At 62.7% G+C, this 16651-nt stretch carries 16 protein-coding genes; 11 read left to right on the top strand and 5 right to left on the bottom strand.

The annotated features are described in order from the left end of the window. The first annotated feature begins 19 nt into the window (after positions 1-19). Together bktB and OIN59_RS20005 are read left to right on the top strand one after the other, a co-directional pair. Entirely contained in the window at positions 20-1204 is a 1185-nt protein-coding gene (bktB, locus tag OIN59_RS20010; RefSeq protein ID WP_274113153.1) for a beta-ketothiolase BktB, read from the top strand. A gap of 199 nt (positions 1205-1403) precedes the next feature. Then, entirely contained in the window at positions 1404-2387 is a 984-nt protein-coding gene (locus OIN59_RS20005) for a tripartite tricarboxylate transporter substrate binding protein (RefSeq protein WP_274113152.1), read from the top strand. A 192-nt stretch (positions 2388-2579) separates the two neighbouring features. Here the strand turns inward: OIN59_RS20005 and OIN59_RS20000 are convergent, their stop codons facing one another. From OIN59_RS20000 to OIN59_RS19985, 4 genes are all read right to left on the bottom strand, one after another. Next, positions 2580-3017, bottom strand: a complete 438-nt coding sequence (locus tag OIN59_RS20000) for a universal stress protein (RefSeq protein ID WP_274113151.1) — start codon at positions 3015-3017, stop codon at positions 2580-2582. A 121-nt stretch (positions 3018-3138) separates the two neighbouring features. After that, positions 3139-3918 carry a 2OG-Fe dioxygenase family protein gene (locus OIN59_RS19995; RefSeq protein WP_274113150.1) on the bottom strand — a complete coding sequence of 260 codons (780 nt, stop codon included), beginning with the start codon at positions 3916-3918 and terminating at the stop codon, positions 3139-3141. 115 nt (positions 3919-4033) lie between these two features. Then, positions 4034-4525 carry a hypothetical protein gene (locus OIN59_RS19990; RefSeq protein ID WP_274113148.1) on the bottom strand — a complete coding sequence of 164 codons (492 nt, stop codon included), beginning with the start codon at positions 4523-4525 and terminating at the stop codon, positions 4034-4036. Positions 4526-4729: 204 nt separating this feature from the next. Continuing rightward, entirely contained in the window at positions 4730-7555 is a 2826-nt protein-coding gene (locus OIN59_RS19985) for an EAL domain-containing protein (RefSeq protein ID WP_274113147.1), read from the bottom strand. 256 nt (positions 7556-7811) lie between these two features. Here OIN59_RS19985 and OIN59_RS19980 point away from each other — a divergent pair, with 256 nt between their 5' ends. The 9 genes from OIN59_RS19980 to OIN59_RS19940 all read left to right on the top strand — a co-directional run bounded on the left by OIN59_RS19980 (position 7812) and on the right by OIN59_RS19940 (position 14763). Beyond that, a complete protein-coding gene (locus OIN59_RS19980) occupies positions 7812-8186 on the top strand; it encodes a PilZ domain-containing protein (protein ID WP_274113146.1) in 375 nt (124 codons plus the stop codon). 267 nt (positions 8187-8453) lie between these two features. Next, positions 8454-9620, top strand: coding sequence for a tyrosine-type recombinase/integrase (locus tag OIN59_RS19975; RefSeq protein WP_274113145.1), 1167 nt, complete (start codon positions 8454-8456; stop codon positions 9618-9620). A 106-nt stretch (positions 9621-9726) separates the two neighbouring features. Then, positions 9727-9957, top strand: coding sequence for a hypothetical protein (locus OIN59_RS19970; RefSeq protein WP_274113144.1), 231 nt, complete (start codon positions 9727-9729; stop codon positions 9955-9957). A gap of 178 nt (positions 9958-10135) precedes the next feature. Next, complete coding sequence (locus OIN59_RS19965) at positions 10136-10615, top strand: helix-turn-helix transcriptional regulator (RefSeq protein ID WP_274113143.1); 480 nt, start codon at positions 10136-10138, stop codon at positions 10613-10615. Next, the gene (locus OIN59_RS19960) at positions 10615-11292 is read left to right on the top strand and encodes a Rha family transcriptional regulator (protein WP_274113142.1); all 678 of its coding nucleotides are present in this window, start codon (positions 10615-10617) and stop codon (positions 11290-11292) included. The genes OIN59_RS19965 and OIN59_RS19960 overlap by 1 nt, the downstream gene beginning before the upstream one ends. Continuing rightward, entirely contained in the window at positions 11292-12326 is a 1035-nt protein-coding gene (locus OIN59_RS19955; RefSeq protein WP_274113141.1) for a hypothetical protein, read from the top strand. The genes OIN59_RS19960 and OIN59_RS19955 overlap by 1 nt, the downstream gene beginning before the upstream one ends. A gap of 777 nt (positions 12327-13103) precedes the next feature. Continuing rightward, entirely contained in the window at positions 13104-13976 is an 873-nt protein-coding gene (locus tag OIN59_RS19950; protein WP_328517988.1) for a terminase TerL endonuclease subunit, read from the top strand. Between the two features lie 191 nt (positions 13977-14167). Then, positions 14168-14449: a head-tail connector protein gene (locus OIN59_RS19945; RefSeq protein WP_274113140.1), complete on the top strand. Its 282-nt coding sequence runs from the start codon at positions 14168-14170 to the stop codon at positions 14447-14449. After that, positions 14446-14763 (top strand): phage head closure protein, encoded by a 318-nt coding sequence (locus OIN59_RS19940; RefSeq protein WP_274113139.1) that lies wholly within the window; start codon positions 14446-14448, stop codon positions 14761-14763. Before OIN59_RS19945 ends, OIN59_RS19940 begins: the two co-directional genes overlap by 4 nt. Before the next feature lie 82 nt (positions 14764-14845). On the opposite strand, the gene OIN59_RS19935 is transcribed toward OIN59_RS19940, so the two are convergent. Further along, positions 14846-16531: a long-chain fatty acid--CoA ligase gene (locus OIN59_RS19935; RefSeq protein WP_274113138.1), complete on the bottom strand. Its 1686-nt coding sequence runs from the start codon at positions 16529-16531 to the stop codon at positions 14846-14848. Positions 16532-16651 lie beyond the last annotated feature (120 nt).

Raw genomic sequence — 16651 nt, 5'->3', positions numbered from 1 at the left:
CAACTGAAAGGACCTCCCCATGACCCGTGAAGTCGTCGTCGTCAGCGCAGTGCGCACCGCCATTGGCACCTTTGGCGGCAGCCTCAAGGACGTGCCCCCCACCGATCTGGGCGCGCTCGTCGTGCGCGAATCGCTGGCGCGCGCCAACGTAGAGGGCAAGGACGTGGGCCACGTGGTGTTTGGCCACGTGGTCAACACCGAGCCCAAGGACATGTACTTGTCGCGCGTGGCGGCCATCCACGGCGGCTGCGGCGAAGGCACGCCTGCTTTCAACGTGAACCGCCTGTGCGGCTCGGGCCTGCAGGCCATCGTCAACGCCAGCCAGTCCATCCTGCTGGGCGACACCGATGTAGCGATTGGCGGTGGTGCCGAGAACATGAGCCGCGTGCCTTTTGCCAGCCTGAACATGCGCTGGGGCGCCCGCATGGGCGACACCAAGATGGTGGACATGATGATCGGCGCGCTGCACGACCCCTTCCACAACATCCACATGGGTGTGACGGCCGAGAACATCGCCGCCAAGTGGGGCATCAGCCGCGAAGACCAGGACAAGCTGGCAGTCGAAAGCCACAACCGCGCCGAGCGCGCCACGCAGGCTGGCGTGTTCAAGGACCAGATCGTCCCCGTCACCTTGAAGAGCAAGAAGGGCGACGTGTTGTACGCCACCGACGAGCACTTCCGCCCCGGCGCCACGATGGAAGACCTGGCCAAGCTCAAGCCCGTGTTCATCAAGGAAAACGGCACGGTGACCGCAGGCAACGCATCGGGCATCAACGACGCCGCCGCCGCCGTGGTGCTGATGGAGGCTGGCGCGGCCAAGGCGCGCGGCGCCAAGCCCCTGGCCCGCCTGGTGGCCTATGCCCATGCGGGAGTGGACCCCAAGTACATGGGCATTGGCCCCGTGCCCGCCACGCAACTGGCGCTGAAGAAGGCTGGCCTCACCATCAACGACCTGGACGTGATCGAAGCCAACGAAGCCTTTGCCGCCCAGGCCTGCGCAGTGACCAAGGACCTGGGCCTGGACCCGGCCAAGGTCAACCCCAACGGCTCGGGCATTTCGCTGGGCCACCCCATCGGCGCCACCGGTGCGCTCATCACCGTCAAGGCCATCTACGAGTTGCAACGCATCCAGGGCCGCTACGCGCTGGTGACGATGTGCATTGGCGGCGGCCAGGGCATTGCGGCCATTTTTGAACGCCTCTGAACCTGCCATCTGGCAACTGACAGGGGACTGCGGGTTGCGCAGAACGCCATCGCCAGCGGCGATGCTGCCACCCGCTATTGGCAAGGCAGCCGCCGCCGGTGATCAGCGATCATTGGCGCCCGCTGACCCAGATCAGCCGTGTAGTGGGCCCCGAACGGCGGCCTGCACATCCCATGAAACGACGGAGACATTGCTCACTATGATTCGCACCCTGCTTTCCTTCACCGCCCTCGCCTTTGCGCTGGGTACCACGGCCCACGCACAGGCGCCCGCACCGGCAGCGGCCTACCCCACCAAGCCCATCCGCCTGATCGTGCCCTTCCCACCCGGCGGCGGCACCGACATCCTGTCGCGCCTGGTGGCCACCAAGCTCACCGAAGGCGCCAAGTGGACCGTGGTGGCAGACAACAAGGCCGGCGCGGGCGGCACCATCGGCATTGGCGAGGCCGTCAAGGCCGCGCCCACGGGCTATGACCTCGTCATGGGCCAGAAAGACAACCTGGTGATCGGCCCCTGGCTCTACAAGAACCTGCCCTGGGACCCCACCAAGGACCTGACCGCCGTGGCCCATGTGGCCTACACGCCCGTGGTCATTGCGACCAGCGCGAACTCCAAGTTCAAGACGCTGGCCGACGTGGTGGCTGCCGCCAAGGCTGCGCCCGGCACCATCACCTACGGATCGCCCGGCAACGGCACCTCCATCCATCTGGCGGGCGACCTGTTCGAGAAGGCTGCGGGCATCAAGCTCAGCCACATCCCGTACAAGGGCTCCAACCCTGCGCTGATGGATGCGCTGTCCGGCAACGTGGACCTGCTCATGTCCTCGGTGCCGTCGGCCATGGCCCAGATCAAGTCGGGCAAGTTGCGCCCGCTGGCCGTGACCTCGGCCAAGCGCAGTTCGTCCATGCCCGAGGTACCCACCGTGTCCGAGTCGGGCTTCAAAGACTTTGATGTGAGCACCTGGTACGGCGTGTTTGCTCCCGCCGGCACACCGGCCACCGTGGTGAACGTCGTCAACGCAGAAATCAACAAACTGCTGACCACCCCCGAAATGAAGGCCGCCATCCATGCCCAAGGCGCCGAGCCGGAGGCCATGTCGTCCGCTCAGTTCAATACCCTGCTCAAGACCGACTACGCCAAGTGGAAGGGCATTGTTGAAGCCTCTGGCGCAAAGATTGAGTGACCCCCTGAGGCGCTTCGCGCCTTCCCCCTGGAGGGGGACGCACCCGGTGGACTGGCAAAGCCAGCTCCACGGGTGCACTGGCCTGGGGCGTGCCTATTCCAAGCGCAGATGGCTACGGGTGGTGCGCAGCGTCATCGAGAACTGAAATAAAAACGGCTCCTTTCGGAGCCGTTTTTCATGAGGCAAGGGCACTCAGTCCCGCACGACCAGCACGGGGATGTGCACCACACCCAGCACACGCTGCGTGACGCTGCCCAGCACCAGCTTTTCCAGGCCACGACGGCCGTGTGAGCCCATCACGATGAGGTCGGCGCCCGAGCCCTCCAGGGCCCGCAAAATGCCATCGTGCACCGCATGGCCCTCGCCCACCACGGCGGTGACCTGCACCCCCGCATCGGCCATGGCCTTCTTGGTGGCATCCAGCGCTGCATTGGCCTCGGCCGTGGCGGCACTGATGTATTGCGCCTGGCCGTAGGCAAAGTCAGCGCCCACGCCAGTGAAGGGATACGGGTCGATCACGTACACCGCCGTGACGGCGCTGCCGAAGGTCTTGGCCAGGCCTGCGGCCTTGGATACGGCCAGCATCGAGGTCTTGGAACCATCGACAGGAACCAGAATGTGCTTGAACATGGTGCATCTCCTTGGGTTGAATGGTGTGACGGGCTTGTGGCCCCACAGTGATCAGTGTGAACGCCTACCTTACCGCGCATCTTGATTCGCATCAAATCGGATGCACTCCTGCGGAGGGCGTTCAAGTCCCCAATGGCGCCAGCCCCACCACGTCTGCGCCCTGAAAGTTGCCCCGTCGGCAGGTCACCACCAGGGTGTCGCGGTAGCCCCCTTCGGCCAGCGGCTGGATGGGGGTGGACTCATGGATCATGCGCGCATCGTCCAGCAGCAGCAGCGACCACGGCTCGGTCAGCGTAAAGCGCTGCCCGGCAGGGCCGTTGGCCTCAAACACACGCGTCTCACCACCCTTGACGCCTTCGCGCCCCACCAGAAACACCGCCACCAGATCCACCCCGTCGCGGTGGGCACCTTCGGGTGTGGGGCGGCCAATGCCGTCGGTGGTGTCGATGCGAAACTGGTGCGCCTCTACAAACCAGGGCACCGGTGCCTGCGGCCCGGCAAACACGGCGTCCGACACACCCGCCAGCGCGGCCAGCAATTGCTGCCACACGGGCTGCGCCACCGTGGCGGGCTCCATGGGCGCAAACCAGCGCTCCATGCCACCATGCAACGCGTTGTACTCAACCGGCTGCCAGTGGGCGCGGTGCGGCACCTGCTGCATCTGACCACCTTGCAGCACAAAGCAGGCGTGGCGACGACGCCGGTAGCGGCCACCGTCCTTCAAGAACTCATCGGGCGGCAAGGCTGCCCAGTCGCTGTTCAAGGCCTGCAGAGCAGACAGATCACAGCCAACCCACTCGGCAACGGCCGCGGGACCGAGCACGGCAAAGCCGCTGCTGCGCAGTTGGCTGGCGACGTCAGACGGTGTGGTGAAAGGGGGAGAAAAGGAGACTTGGGCCATAGGGGCCCGAGCTTAACCGCAGGCGCCCCCACAGGCTCTGCGGTGGCGCAAACAGGGTGTGGTGCGGGGCTGCGCCCGGCTCAATACGGTTGCAGCCCCAGGTTGAGAAGGCCGCTCAGTCCCGGTTGCCATGGCCCTTGCCACGGCCTTCGCCCCGGCCATGCCCACGGTCATGGTCACGGTCGTGTTTGCCACCGCGCCCGTGGTCGTCGTCCCAGCGCAGGTCATCGCGTCCGCGCGGGCCCTGGTACGGGTTGCCACGGCGTGGAGGCGGCTCTTGCACAAAGTACACCGGCTGGCTGCAGGCGTTGTAGCGGGCACAATGTTTGCCCCAGTTCTTGGCATGGCCCGGCGGCACATACAGGTAGATGGGGGCGCGCGGCATCACCACGGCGGGGCGCTGGATGATGACGGGCTCTGCGTAGAGCAGCGGGGGCGGGGGCGCGTTGCCGATGTTGATACGGCCATACACGCCGGGTGCCAGTTCGCCCCCCACGGTGGCATTGACGTAGGCCTGCGCGTGGGCGCCGCCCGCCAGGCCGAACAACACGGCCGCTGCCGCGCCAGAAACAAGAAGACGGATCGTGGGAAACATAGTGTTTTTCATGGAAAGCTCCTGCTGACTGCCACACCGTGCACGCAGACAGTGCGTACATAGGGAGGGCAGCCCTGTGCCGGTCACAAGACCTGCCATACCTTACACCGTCCACGCGCTACACAATGTCAGCCAATGGCGACAGTTGTTGGCAAGCCATGAGGTAGCGCAACGCTGTGGACGCTCTGGCTAAGGCGCCAAATACGTCAACCGGTGTCACGACGTCTGCGCAGCGGCCGCCGCCTGCAACAGCGCCTCAGCCGGTCCCGGGCGGCCGAACAGGTAGCCCTGCCAGGTGTGGCATCCCAGCCCCGCCAGCATGTCGCGTTGCTCCAGGGTTTCGACGCCCTCGGCAATCACCCCCAGGTCCAGGCTCTGGGCCAGTGTCACGATGGTGCGGGCAATGCTGGCGTCGTTGGCATCGGTGAGCAGATCGCGCACAAAGCTCTGGTCGATCTTGAGCTGGTCCAGCGGCAAGCGTTTGAGATAGCTCAGGCTGGAATACCCCGTTCCAAAGTCGTCCAGCGAGAAGCCCAGCCCTGCCGCACGCAGGGTGTCCATGCGCTGTATGGTGTCCTCCACATCGTCCAGCAGCAGGGTCTCGGTCAACTCCAGCTTCAGCCGGTGCGGGTTGGCGCCGGTTTCTTCCAGCAGGCCCAGCACTTCATCCACAAAATGGCTGTGGCGGAACTGCCGCGCGCTCACGTTCACTGCCAGGGTCCAGTGGGCGGTTTGCGGGTCGCGGGCCCATGCCACCAGTTGCTGGCAGGCCGTGCGCAAAATCCACACGCCGAGCGGCACGATGAGGCCCGACGCCTCTGCCACCGGAATGAACTCGGCCGGCGACACCAGCCCACGCTGCGGGTGCTGCCAACGCACCAGTGCCTCGGCGCCCACGACACCTTGCTGCTGGCTGATCTGCGCCTGGTAGTGCAGCAAAAACTGCCCCTCGCGCAGCCCCTCGCGCAACCCGGCCTCCAGCAGTGTGCGCGCCGTCACGTTGGCCTGGGTGCGCGGATCAAAGAAGCGCAAGGTGTTGCGGCCAGCACCCTTGGCCTGGTACATGGCCATGTCGCCGTGCTTGAGCAGTTCATCCACCGAGCCGCGCGCATCGGCATACAGCGCAATGCCGATGCTGCAGGAGCTGTGGTGCGCATGGCCGTCGAGCGGGTAGCTCTGGCTGAGCGCTTGCAGCACCGTGCGTCCCACCGTCTCGGCCTGAGCGGCAGCTTCGTGCACCTGGGGGCTCAGCCCCTCCAGCAACACCACAAACTCGTCCCCACCCAGGCGCGCCACGGTGTCGCCCATGCGCACGCAGCCCCCCAGGCGCGCGGCCACCTGGCGCAACAGCTGGTCGCCCAGCTCGTGGCCCTGGGTGTCGTTCAGGTCCTTGAAGTTGTCCAGATCCACAAACAGCAACGCGCCGCCTGCGCCCGACCGCGCGCTGGCGGCCAGGCTGTGCTGCAAGCGGTCATTCATCAGCCGGCGATTGGGCAGGCCCGTGAGCGGGTCATAGAAGGCCAGCAGCCGGATCTCTTCCTCGGCCGCCTTGCGGCTGGAGATGTCCGTCTGCGTGCCCACATAGTGCGTGATCTCGCCGCGCGGCGAGCGCACGGTGGTGATGGTGATCCAGGCCGGGTATTCGGAGCCGTCCTTGCGCCGGTTCCACACCTCCCCCTGCCACATGCCCGTGGCATGCAAGCTGTTCTGCAAGGCGGCGTAAAAGGATGCGTCCTGGCGGCCCGAGTGCAGCAGGCGCGGCGTCTGCCCCACCAGCTCGTCAACCGTGTAGCCGGTCAGCCGCGCATAGGCCTGGTTGGCCTTGAGGATGCGCTGGTCTGGCCCAGTGACGATCATGCCCTCGAACGACTCAAACACCGTGGCCGCAATCTGCAGCGACTCTTCGGCCTTGCGGCGCTCGGTGATGTCGGTCGAGATGCCACACAGTGCATAAATGCTGCCATCGGCGTGGCGCAGCGGAATCTTGACGGACAGGAACGCGCGTGTCTCACCCGTTGCGGACGGTGTGTTCACCTCCTCCGCCTCCAAGGTTTCGCCCTCTTCCAACACCCGCCGGTCATTGGCTCGCAGCTGCTGCGCCGTGGCTGCATCAAAAAATGCCGCGTCATCACGGCCCAGCACCTCGTGCGCTGGCCGGCCAAAGTAACGCAGCGTATGGTGGTTGACGTACTGGTAACGGTAGTCCTTGCCCTTGATGTAGATAGACGCCCCCACACTGTCCAAAATGGTGGCGAGCTTTTGCTCGCTATCCCGCAGGTGACGCGTACGCTCCTGTACTTGGCGACGCAAGATCGCGGCCGTCAGCGCTGCCAGCAAACTGAACGCCACCAGACCCGCCAGCCCCCGCCACACCCAGGGAGAAATCTGCACTTCGGGGTTCTGCCCACCCCAGTGGCGCATCACCTGGGCATAGGACGGGTCAGCACCACTGCGCCAGTCCTCAACGGATCGGTCAATGGCTGCCAACACGTCGGCACCGCGCCTGGGGCCTGTCGCAAAGAACAACGCAGCGGGCTGGAACACGATGCCCGTGTCCACCACCCCATAGCGGGCAGAATGAAAGTTGCCGAACAGGTGGTTGGAGATGACCGCATCCGCCTCGCCCCGCTGCACCATGGCAAACGCATCGATGAGACTGGGTGCATCCACCAGGCTCACCTGAATACCAAAGCTGTCCACCATGTTCAAGAACGTGGACCGCTGCACGGATCCCTTGAGCACCGCCACCCGCTTGCCTTGCAAGTCAAACAACGAGTAAATGGGCGAGCCCGATGTCCGGTAAATCTGCGACCAGCTGTGCAGCACCGGCAGGCTGTGAAAGTCGTACAGCATCTCGCGCTCGGGCGAGCGTGCCACGTCGGGCATCAAGTCGAGCTGCCCCTGGCGCAGCGCATCCAGGCAGTCCTGCCAGCTGCAGGGCACGTATTTGATGGTCCACTGCTCGCGCGCAGCCACCACTTGCAGCAGGTCCACAAAAATGCCCGCAGCCTTGCCATCGGCATCCACAAACCTTGGGCTCATTGGAGTACACGCCTACACGCAACTCACGTGTGGCAGCCGCAATGCTGGCGCTAGCAGTCAAGACGGCCACCCACACGATGCCTTGTAGCCATGCGGCCCAGCGCCGCGCCAACCAGTTCGCGCCAAGTTTCACACCGGACCCCACAGGTAATGGAGAAACTATGCTAACGAATGCTTGCAAAAACCTCCAAAGATTAACTGCCACGCTCCGGTTGAGTTAGCATGTGCCCACCCCCGCTTCGCCCAGGAGACAGCGATGCCCCATGAACGCCGCCACTTCGTCCGCGTTGGTTTTGATGCACCGGCCCTGCTGACCACCTCCACCGATGCGTTCAGCGTGCATGTGCTGGATTTGTCCCTCAAGGGTGCGTTGATCATGGTGCCCGCACAGGCCGCGCTGAGGCAAGGCATGTTGTGCCAGCTGACCATTCCATTGGCCGACACCGGCAACCACATTGCCATGTCCACCGAGGTGGCCCATGTGCAAGGCCTGCACACCGGGCTGCTGTGCAAAGGCATTGACCTGGACAGCGTCACCCACCTGCGCCGCCTGATCGAACTTCAGCTGGGTGACCCTGCCCTGCTGGAGCGGGACCTGGGCGAATTGACCATGGCCAGCGCAGCGCACTAACCACCACCGCGTCAGCCCCAAGAGCCGCCGCAAAGCGGCGCCCCCCTTCCCCTGCGATTGTCAGACCGGTTGAGATAGGCCGGTCATTGCGCTTCCTGCTCCTGCAGCGCGCGCCACATCACCTTGCCGCTGCCGCTCTTGGGCAGCAAAATAGACAAATTGAGACCCTCTTGGACAGCGTTCTCCCTATGAGAGCGCGATTTTTTGTCCACGTTTGTCCATGTTTAGACATAATGGTTTTTCGTACTCTTTTCGTACAAAGCCGTCATGCCAAACATATCCAAAGTCTCAGACCGCGCGAAGCTGAAGCCGCGCCGGGAACCCTACTGGGCCAAGATCGCAAAGGGTTGCTTTGTGGGGTTCCGCAAGATGACCGCAGGGACCTCGGGAACCTGGGCTGCGCGCAATCTGGATGAGGCCAGCGGCAAGCAGCAATTCAAGGCGCTGGGAGACTTCACTGACCTGCCCGACCACCAGCGCTATGACGCGGCGTCCAAGGCGGCGCAGGCGTGGTTTGAGCACCTTGGCAAAGGCGGCAGCAACGAGGCCATGACGGTGGCCGGTGCGTGCAAGCGCTATGTGCAGAACCTGCGCGAGACCAAGGGCGACAAGGCCGCAGACGATGCTCAAGCCCGCTTTGATCGCCACGTCCTGAATGACCAGAAACTATCTGGGGTGGAACTGACAAAACTGACGCCCGCCCACATCGACGCATGGCGCAAAGCGCTTCGGGCAAAGCCAACACCTACCGGCGCCAACAGAGGGAAGCAGCGCTCCGACAGCGCCATCAATCGGGACATGAACACGTTTCGCGCATCCCTGAATCATGCCTACAAGGACGGTCTGACAACATCGGACTTCGCATGGCGCGGCAAGCTGGCGCCCATCAAGAACGCCGATAAGCGCCGGGACGTGTATCTCGACCGAACGCAGAGAAAGAAGCTGATTGAGGCCGCAGCGCCGGATATGGCGGATTTCCTGCGCGCCCTATGCATGTTGCCCCTGCGCCCTGGTGCGCTTGCTGCGCTAACGGTGGGCAACTTCGACAAGCGCCTGAGCGTGCTGACCATCGGCAAGGACAAGGCTGGAGGGGATCGCAAAATCTCCCTACCTGACAGCACGGCCACATTCTTCACCAAGCACTGCAAGGACAAGCTGCCAGGCGCACACATCCTCACCAACTCAGCGGGTCGCCCATGGGGCCGGGACACATGGGGCTATCAGTTCGACAAGGCCGCAACGCTGGCAGAGCTGCCGCCCAAGGCGACCGCTTACAGCATCCGGCACAGCACCATCACCGACCTGATTCATGCGGGCGTTGACAGCATGACGGTGGCGCAACTGGCGGGCACCAGCGTGGCGATGATCGAAAAACATTATGGGCACTTGACCCGCGACCATGCGCGCTCCGCCTTGGCAGCATTGGCCCTTTGAGATACCCGGCAAGCCGCACGCCGGTTCATGTGCGGCAAAGGCGACAGCCAGGGCGACGGAACCGCCAAGGCTGCCTGACCACTCAACGATCTAGGAGGATCGACAAATGGCTACTCAAACTGTAAACCAGTACACACACGGCCTGACGATAGATGATGCAGACACTCTAGGCGAAGCTGCGCAAAAGTTGCACGCGCTGCTCATCCACACCTATGGCAACTCTGGCGAAGCGTTTCGCAACATGAACGACAGTCTCCAAGACGCCTATTTGTGGACGTGCGCAGACCTGGCGAGCCAAGTAGAAGGATTGGCGAAAAGGCTGGCGAGAGGCACATAAAACCGAGAGGCCCCTCAGGGCCTTTTTGCCCGAAAACACTACCTATAGTGCTCAATCACAAAAAATTCACTACAGATAGTGTTGCACAACCATGGATTACGAGATATTATGCGCCCGCCTCTTTGGATGAGGCTGGACAAAACCACAGTACCCAAAAAAGTTGGGTGGAAAGTGAAAAATGGCATCCATAAACAAAGTCATCATCATCGGCAACCTGGGCCGCGATCCTTATTACGACATCGTCAACACCGCCATTGCGGGCATGGTTCAGCGTCACTTGACTGGCAGTGGCCATACTCCAACGTTGAGCATCTCCGACGACATGCCAGAAGCCGGTGGAGGTGGAGAGAGCGCATCGGGTGCCCCGGAGGTGGCAGCATCGGACGATAAGGATGGGGATGGTGACGGCGACCCCGACTCAGACCGACGAAGCCGCCCACGTTCTAAATCATCACACCCATCTTTCCCGCCTGCGCTACTCGCGTTTGAGCCTCTCTCGCATTACGTCAGTTTTGGCCGTAGTCGCATCTATCAGCTAATCGCGGCTGATGAATTTCCCAAGCCAATAAAAGTCGGCAAGTCGTCCCGCTGGGTGAAAGCGGAAATCGACGCATGGATACGCAAACAAGCCACATCGCAACGAGTGGAGGTGGCGTAATGACCAAGCCACAAAAGAAAAAGATTCCATGCGTAGTAGCGCAGGGATCCATTGCCAATACTGGCGCCGTGGACTTTGGTCTGACCACCATCAAGGAGGAGCCGCGCGCAGATACCCGCCTACTCGCGCAGCACCTGGGCAACCAGCATAAGAACGTTTTCGAGATGGTGAAGAACTACAAAGCCGACTTCGAGCAGATCGGAAAGGTTACGTTTCAAACGGAGGCCTTGCCCAGCGGGCAGTCGGAGAAGTTCGCCCTGCTGAACGAGGATCAAGCCTACCTTCTGCTGACCTACAGCCGCAACACTCCAAAGGTGCGAGCCCTCAAGGTGAAGATGGTGCAGGCGTTCCGCGATGCCCGCCGCGCCGCCGAGGTGCGCCAGACCGAATATCTGCCCAGCTATCACGCACTGCACGACGCCATCAAGCGCGCCGCCAACGGCTCACCAAATGAGCGCTTCATGCATATGAATGCCAATAAGGAACTGAACCGGCTTGCGGGGGTGCAGCCTGGGCAACGCGCCAGTGCTGGCCAGTTACAGCAAAGCATCCTCGCAGTTGGCTGCGCCATGGCCGCAAAAGCAGCCGCAGCAGCAACTGACCGGCATGGTTTGCACCAGCACATCAAAAACGCTCTGAAGCCACTGGATGGCGTCTTATCACTTGAAGGGAAATAATGAGCACCACCGGCTTTTTCGCCGTAGGTCGCAACAGCTTTACAGCAGCGTGCAAGCTGGGCATGAACCCAGCTTGCGCGTTTCTCGTTATGGCGTGCGGCACCGGCAAAGACAATGTATCTACGCGCTGGAGTGCCGAGGCCGTGGGAAGCCATGTGGGCATGCGCTGGAGTGCGGCAAAAGAGGCCATAGAGGCGCTGTGTAGCCACGGCATAGCTACCAAGGGAGGAAAGCCAGCCAGGCCTAGTTACAAGCTGCAAAAAGATGGCGACTTGATCTGGTTGCCAAGGACGCTTGTGGAAGGCGCGGCCAATGAAGTGGCACCCGTTGCCAAGATGCGCCAGACTCAAGACCCCATGGCACTACGCCTACTGGTGGAGCTGTACACCGCCCAGAATCTGCGCGAGGACGGCGGGATCAACGCAAAGACGGTGTATCAAGCCTTTGATCGTCGCAAAGCAGGCCAGCAAGGCGCTTACACGGTGTGGGACTTCACCAGCAGCGGATCACAGTGGGTTTTCATGAATTCCGATGCCGCCAAAGCACACCGACGCGAAGCGCTGACGGCCGAGGAAAAGATGGCAGGCAAGAAGCCGGAAGATGTGCGTGCCGTGGACTTTTTCCGCAGGCTCAAAACCTTGGAGGCACTTGGGTTGATCGAGTGGGTGCCCTACCTCTACGACGGCCCCAACGGTGAGCCCATGCACGCGCTGGCATGTAATGGCCTGCAAGCAGAAAAAGCTCTGTACGAAGCCGCTACAGACGCCGCCGCAAGGATGATTGGCGAGTCGTGGGCACAAAGCATCGAGGGGATTGCAGTGCCAGTGCAAACGCACATTGCAGAGGCCACCATGATCGGCATTGCCCGCCTGAGATACCGCCCGCACACCACCCTGACTAGCGCATGGTGGGCAGAGCATCACAGCGTGTGCAGCGCCTTTACGGAGCAGTACAACGCCCTAGCAGCACCGAAAGCGCAGGCAGGAGCGCCAAGCTCGAAAGGCACCGGCACCTTTGATTTTGATCTGTTTTGAGCATCGGGAAGACATCAAGGTATTAATCAAGGTTTCCTCAATGTATTCATCAAGGTTTTATCAAAGAAAAGTAAGAGCAACCCCGCACGCTTCGCGCGCGGCCACCTTTCGCACACACGGGGAAAAATGAAAGCTATCCGAAAAACCGCCGCCCGCATGTATATCGACTGCATGGCACAAACAGCCGCACTGAACAAAGAGCCAACGCCAGCACCTGCAAAACACAAACAGCCCAAGCGCCTAAACGGCGGCTGCCTGCTCTATCAACTTCCGGGGGTGAGCCTGCAACTCCAGCCACCGGCCTCCTAATTCTCGTAAAGGGGAAGAACAGGTTTGTACGGGCTAGAGGGCCGAATTAACGCCCTCAGTGCTGCGTACAGGATGGCGAATCGCGTAAAGATTCAAACACCCCCTTGTAGGGGGTGTTTGCAAACCATCACCCCCTCCCAAATCTTCCAAGGCCCTTGCATGGAGCTTGCACCGTTACTGCAACGTTACCGAATCCGCATCCTGCACACCATGGATGCAGTCGTGCGCCAGCCCAAGGCGTTCGTGGTCGCTGACGACCTGACGCTGTAAGGGGTTGCGAATGTTGGAGATCCGCTCAACAGGCGGCCTGAGCAGCAACGGTAAGACGCTGACCGGGTACGCCGCGATATTCAACAGGGGGCACACGAAGCGCCGCTGCTGATCGCTATCAGCACCCAAGCCGCAAACGACGCCGACCTGCTTTCACAGTGGATTGACGACGCCCAGCGCAGCGACGATCCGCGCATTGTGTGCCACCTGTACGCCGCGCCCGAGGGCTGCAACCTGCTGGACGCTGACGCCTGGAGGGCTGCAAATCCCGCCCTTGGCACCTTCCGCAGCCTGGACGACCTGCGCGAGCAACTGACGCAGGCCCAGCGCATGCCCAGCATGGAGAACACCGCCCGCAATCTGCTGCTCAATCAGCGGGTTTCGACTGTCTCGCCATTCATCTCGCAAACCGTGTGGAAGGCTTGCGGCGAGGGTGTCTCCAATCTCGGATGTACCCCTGTTTATGCTGGCCTGGACCTATCGGCCCGCACCGACCTGACAGCCCTGGTGCTGGTGGGCCAGGTGGATGGGGTGTGGCATGTGCACCCGCACTTCTGGACGCCCGAGCAGGGATTGCACGACCGCGCCCGCCGTGACCGCGCCCCCTATGACCTGTGGCACCGCCAAGGCTTTTTGCGCACCACGCCGGGGGCCACGGTGGACTATGAACACGTTGCGGCCGACATGCTGGAGATATTCGACGGCCTGGACGTGCTGGGCATTGGGTACGACCGCTGGCGCATCGACCTGCTGCGCAAGGAGCTGGAGAAGCTGGGCGCAGACCTGCCACTGACCGAGTGGGGGCAAGGGTTCAAAGACATGGCCCCGGCCTTGGATGCGCTGGAAGCCGAGCTGCTGAATGGGCGCATTGCCCACGGTGGCCACCCGGTGCTGACCATGTGCGCCGCCAATGCCGTGGTGACCAAAGACCCGACCGGCGCGCGCAAGCTGGACAAGGCGAAGGCAACAGGACGGATTGACGGATTGCAGGCCCTGGCGATGGCCATGGGCGCGGCATCCAGAGCAGAGCAAGCGCAGTTCGTGGGGTTTGACGCCTTCACGTTCGTTTGATTCACCCTAGCCTGGGGGGCCGCAAGGTAAGCCAGGACGCGGATTAGTCGGGCAGTGCCGCGTTTCAGCAAAACCCCGACAGCCAGCGAGTGGGCTTCACGGACGGCGTGCAGAAGTGAGTGATTCACCAATGCGGGCCTGGCCCTGACCTTTCACCACGGCGCTGGCACCCCTACAACTGAGGAACCGACATGGCCGCACTATTGACCCTGGCAGACGTGAAGCTGCACTGCCGCATCGACACCAACGACGAAGACGCTCTGCTGGGCGCACTCATTACCGCCAGCACCACCGCAGTGGCCAACGAGCTGGGCGTGGCCAGCCTGGACGACACCGCCGCACCACCCATCAAGGCCGCCGCTCTGCTGCTGGTGGGCGACCTGTACGAGAACAGGGAAGCTCAGACCGACCGCCAACTGTTCCGCAATCAGGCATTCGACCGCCTGCTGGCACCTTATCGGGTGTACGCATGAAGGCGGGCGACCTTGACCAGCGCGTGACGGTGGAGCGCTACACAAGCACCGAGGACGAGCTAGGCCAGCCCATCCAGTCCTGGGCACCCCTGTTCACCTGCTGGGCGGCTGTGGAGCCGCTGACGGGCCGGGAGTTCATCGCAGCGCAGGCCGCGCAATCTGAGGTGACGGCCCGAATCAGGATGCGGTTTAGGCCATGGATGACCGCCGAGGATCGTGTGATCCACAACGGCAAAATCTACGGCATTGAGAGCATGGTGGACGTGCGCTCAGACCACCGCGAGCTGGTGCTGATGTGCAAGGCGGTCGCGTAGTGTTGTTTTTCGTACATTTTTCGTACTTGAACAAAATCGACCACGCAATGCTATCTATTAGATAGCATCGAATTGTTTACTATTATTGCGATTCCTGTTCCTGCAGGGTGCGCCACATCACCTTGCCGCTGCCGCTCTTGGGCAGCGCGCTCACAAACTGCACGATGCGCGGCACCTTGTAGACCGCCATGTTCTCGCGGCACCAGTCCATGATCTGCTGCTCGGTTGTGTCTTTGTGGGTAGCGCGCAGCACCACCACCGCCTTCACCGTCTCGCCCCGGTAGCTGTCCTTGGCCGCAATGATGCAGGCCTCCTGGATGGCGGGGTGGCGAAACATCAGGGCCTCGACCTCGGCCGGCCAGACCTTGAAGCCACTGGCGTTGATCATGCGTTTGAGCCGGTCGGTCAAAAAGAAATAGCCGTCCTCGTCCATGCGGCCCAGGTCGCCGGAGCGAAAGAAACGCTTGCCCTCGAACTCGATGAAGGCCGAGGCCGTGGCGTCGGGCCGCTTCCAGTAGCCCTCAAATACCTCGGGGCCATGGATGATGATCTCGCCCTGTTCACCCACGGGCAGCTCCTGCAGCGTGTCGGGGTCGATCACACGCGCATCCGTGCTCATGAACGGAATGCCCAGGCACTGCTGCTTGGGGTGGTCCGGCGGGTTCGAGTGCGAGGGGGCCGCCGTCTCGGTCAGGCCATAGCCTTCGGCATATCGCAGGCTGTATTGCTCCAGCAGGCGCTGCGCCACCGCCTGCGGCATGGCCGCGCCCCCACCGCCGATGTAGGCCAGGCTGGACAGGTCATAGCTGGCAAAGTTCGGGCTGCCCAGTAGGTCGATGACCATGGTGGGAATGTTGGTCCAGGTGGTGACCTGGTAGCGCGATATCAGGCGCCCCGCCAGGTCGCGGTCCCACCGGGGCATGATGACCAGCGTGGCGCCGCAGTAGATGGCCGTGTGCATCACGCTCACCATGCCGGTGATGTGAAACATGGGCACCACCGCCAGTGTCACGTTGTCGGCAGACCCATTGCCCCACAGCGCACCCGCCACCGCGTTGTGCATGATGCTTTTGTGCAGGTGCATGCAGCCCTTGGGCAGCCCCGTGGTGCCGCTGGTGTAGGGCAGCAGCGCCAGATCGGCCGGACCTACCGACAAGGCGGGCGGCGAGTCCGCACAGGCCAGAGCATCCGTCCAGGCATGAACCTGCCCACCATCGAGGGCTGGCAGCGGGTGGCGCGTGCCCAGCCAGTTCATCCAGGCCTCAGGCGGCGCATCAATGCCGGTCACGGCCACATCGAACGCGTCCGAAAACTGCGTGACCACCAGATGCGCCAGGCGCTCGCCAGGGGCCAACGCATCGCTGGCCTTGGCCATCTCGGGAGCCAGATCACCGGTGGTGATGGCTACCCTGGTGTCGGGGTCGGTGATGTAGTGCTTGAGCTCCTCGGCACGGTTCATGGGATTGACCGGCACCACCACCGCATTGGCCCGCAGGATGGCAAAGTGCGCCATCACGAGCTGCGGGCAGTTCTGCATGCACAGCACCACGCGGTCGCCCCGCTGCACACCCAGTTGAGCCAGCCGCGCGGCCAGGCGCTCCGCGCCTTGCATCAGTTGCCGGTAGCTGGTGGTGGTCCCAAAAAACACCAGCGCCGCCTTGTCAGGGTAGCGGCGTGCATTGATGGCCAGGTTGTCCCACAGCGAGGTGGCGGGCAGCGTGATGGCGTGGGGAAGGCGACGGGGCCAGAACTTGTGGTGAGGGCGCATGGGGCAAACAGACTCCTTGTGCCCTCCAGCCTAGATGCCCCACCAAAGCCAAGCAAGGGGGATGCCCCGATGCATCGTCGCCCATGTGACGCCAGCCTCGTCACGATCGGCCACCGGCAA

The organism is Acidovorax benzenivorans, from assembly GCF_028680575.1.
In the GTDB taxonomy this organism is placed as follows: domain Bacteria; phylum Pseudomonadota; class Gammaproteobacteria; order Burkholderiales; family Burkholderiaceae_C; genus Acidovorax; species Acidovorax benzenivorans.
The sequence above is the reverse complement of the archived record's forward strand: the minus strand, read 5'-3'. Positions and strand labels throughout refer to the sequence as shown.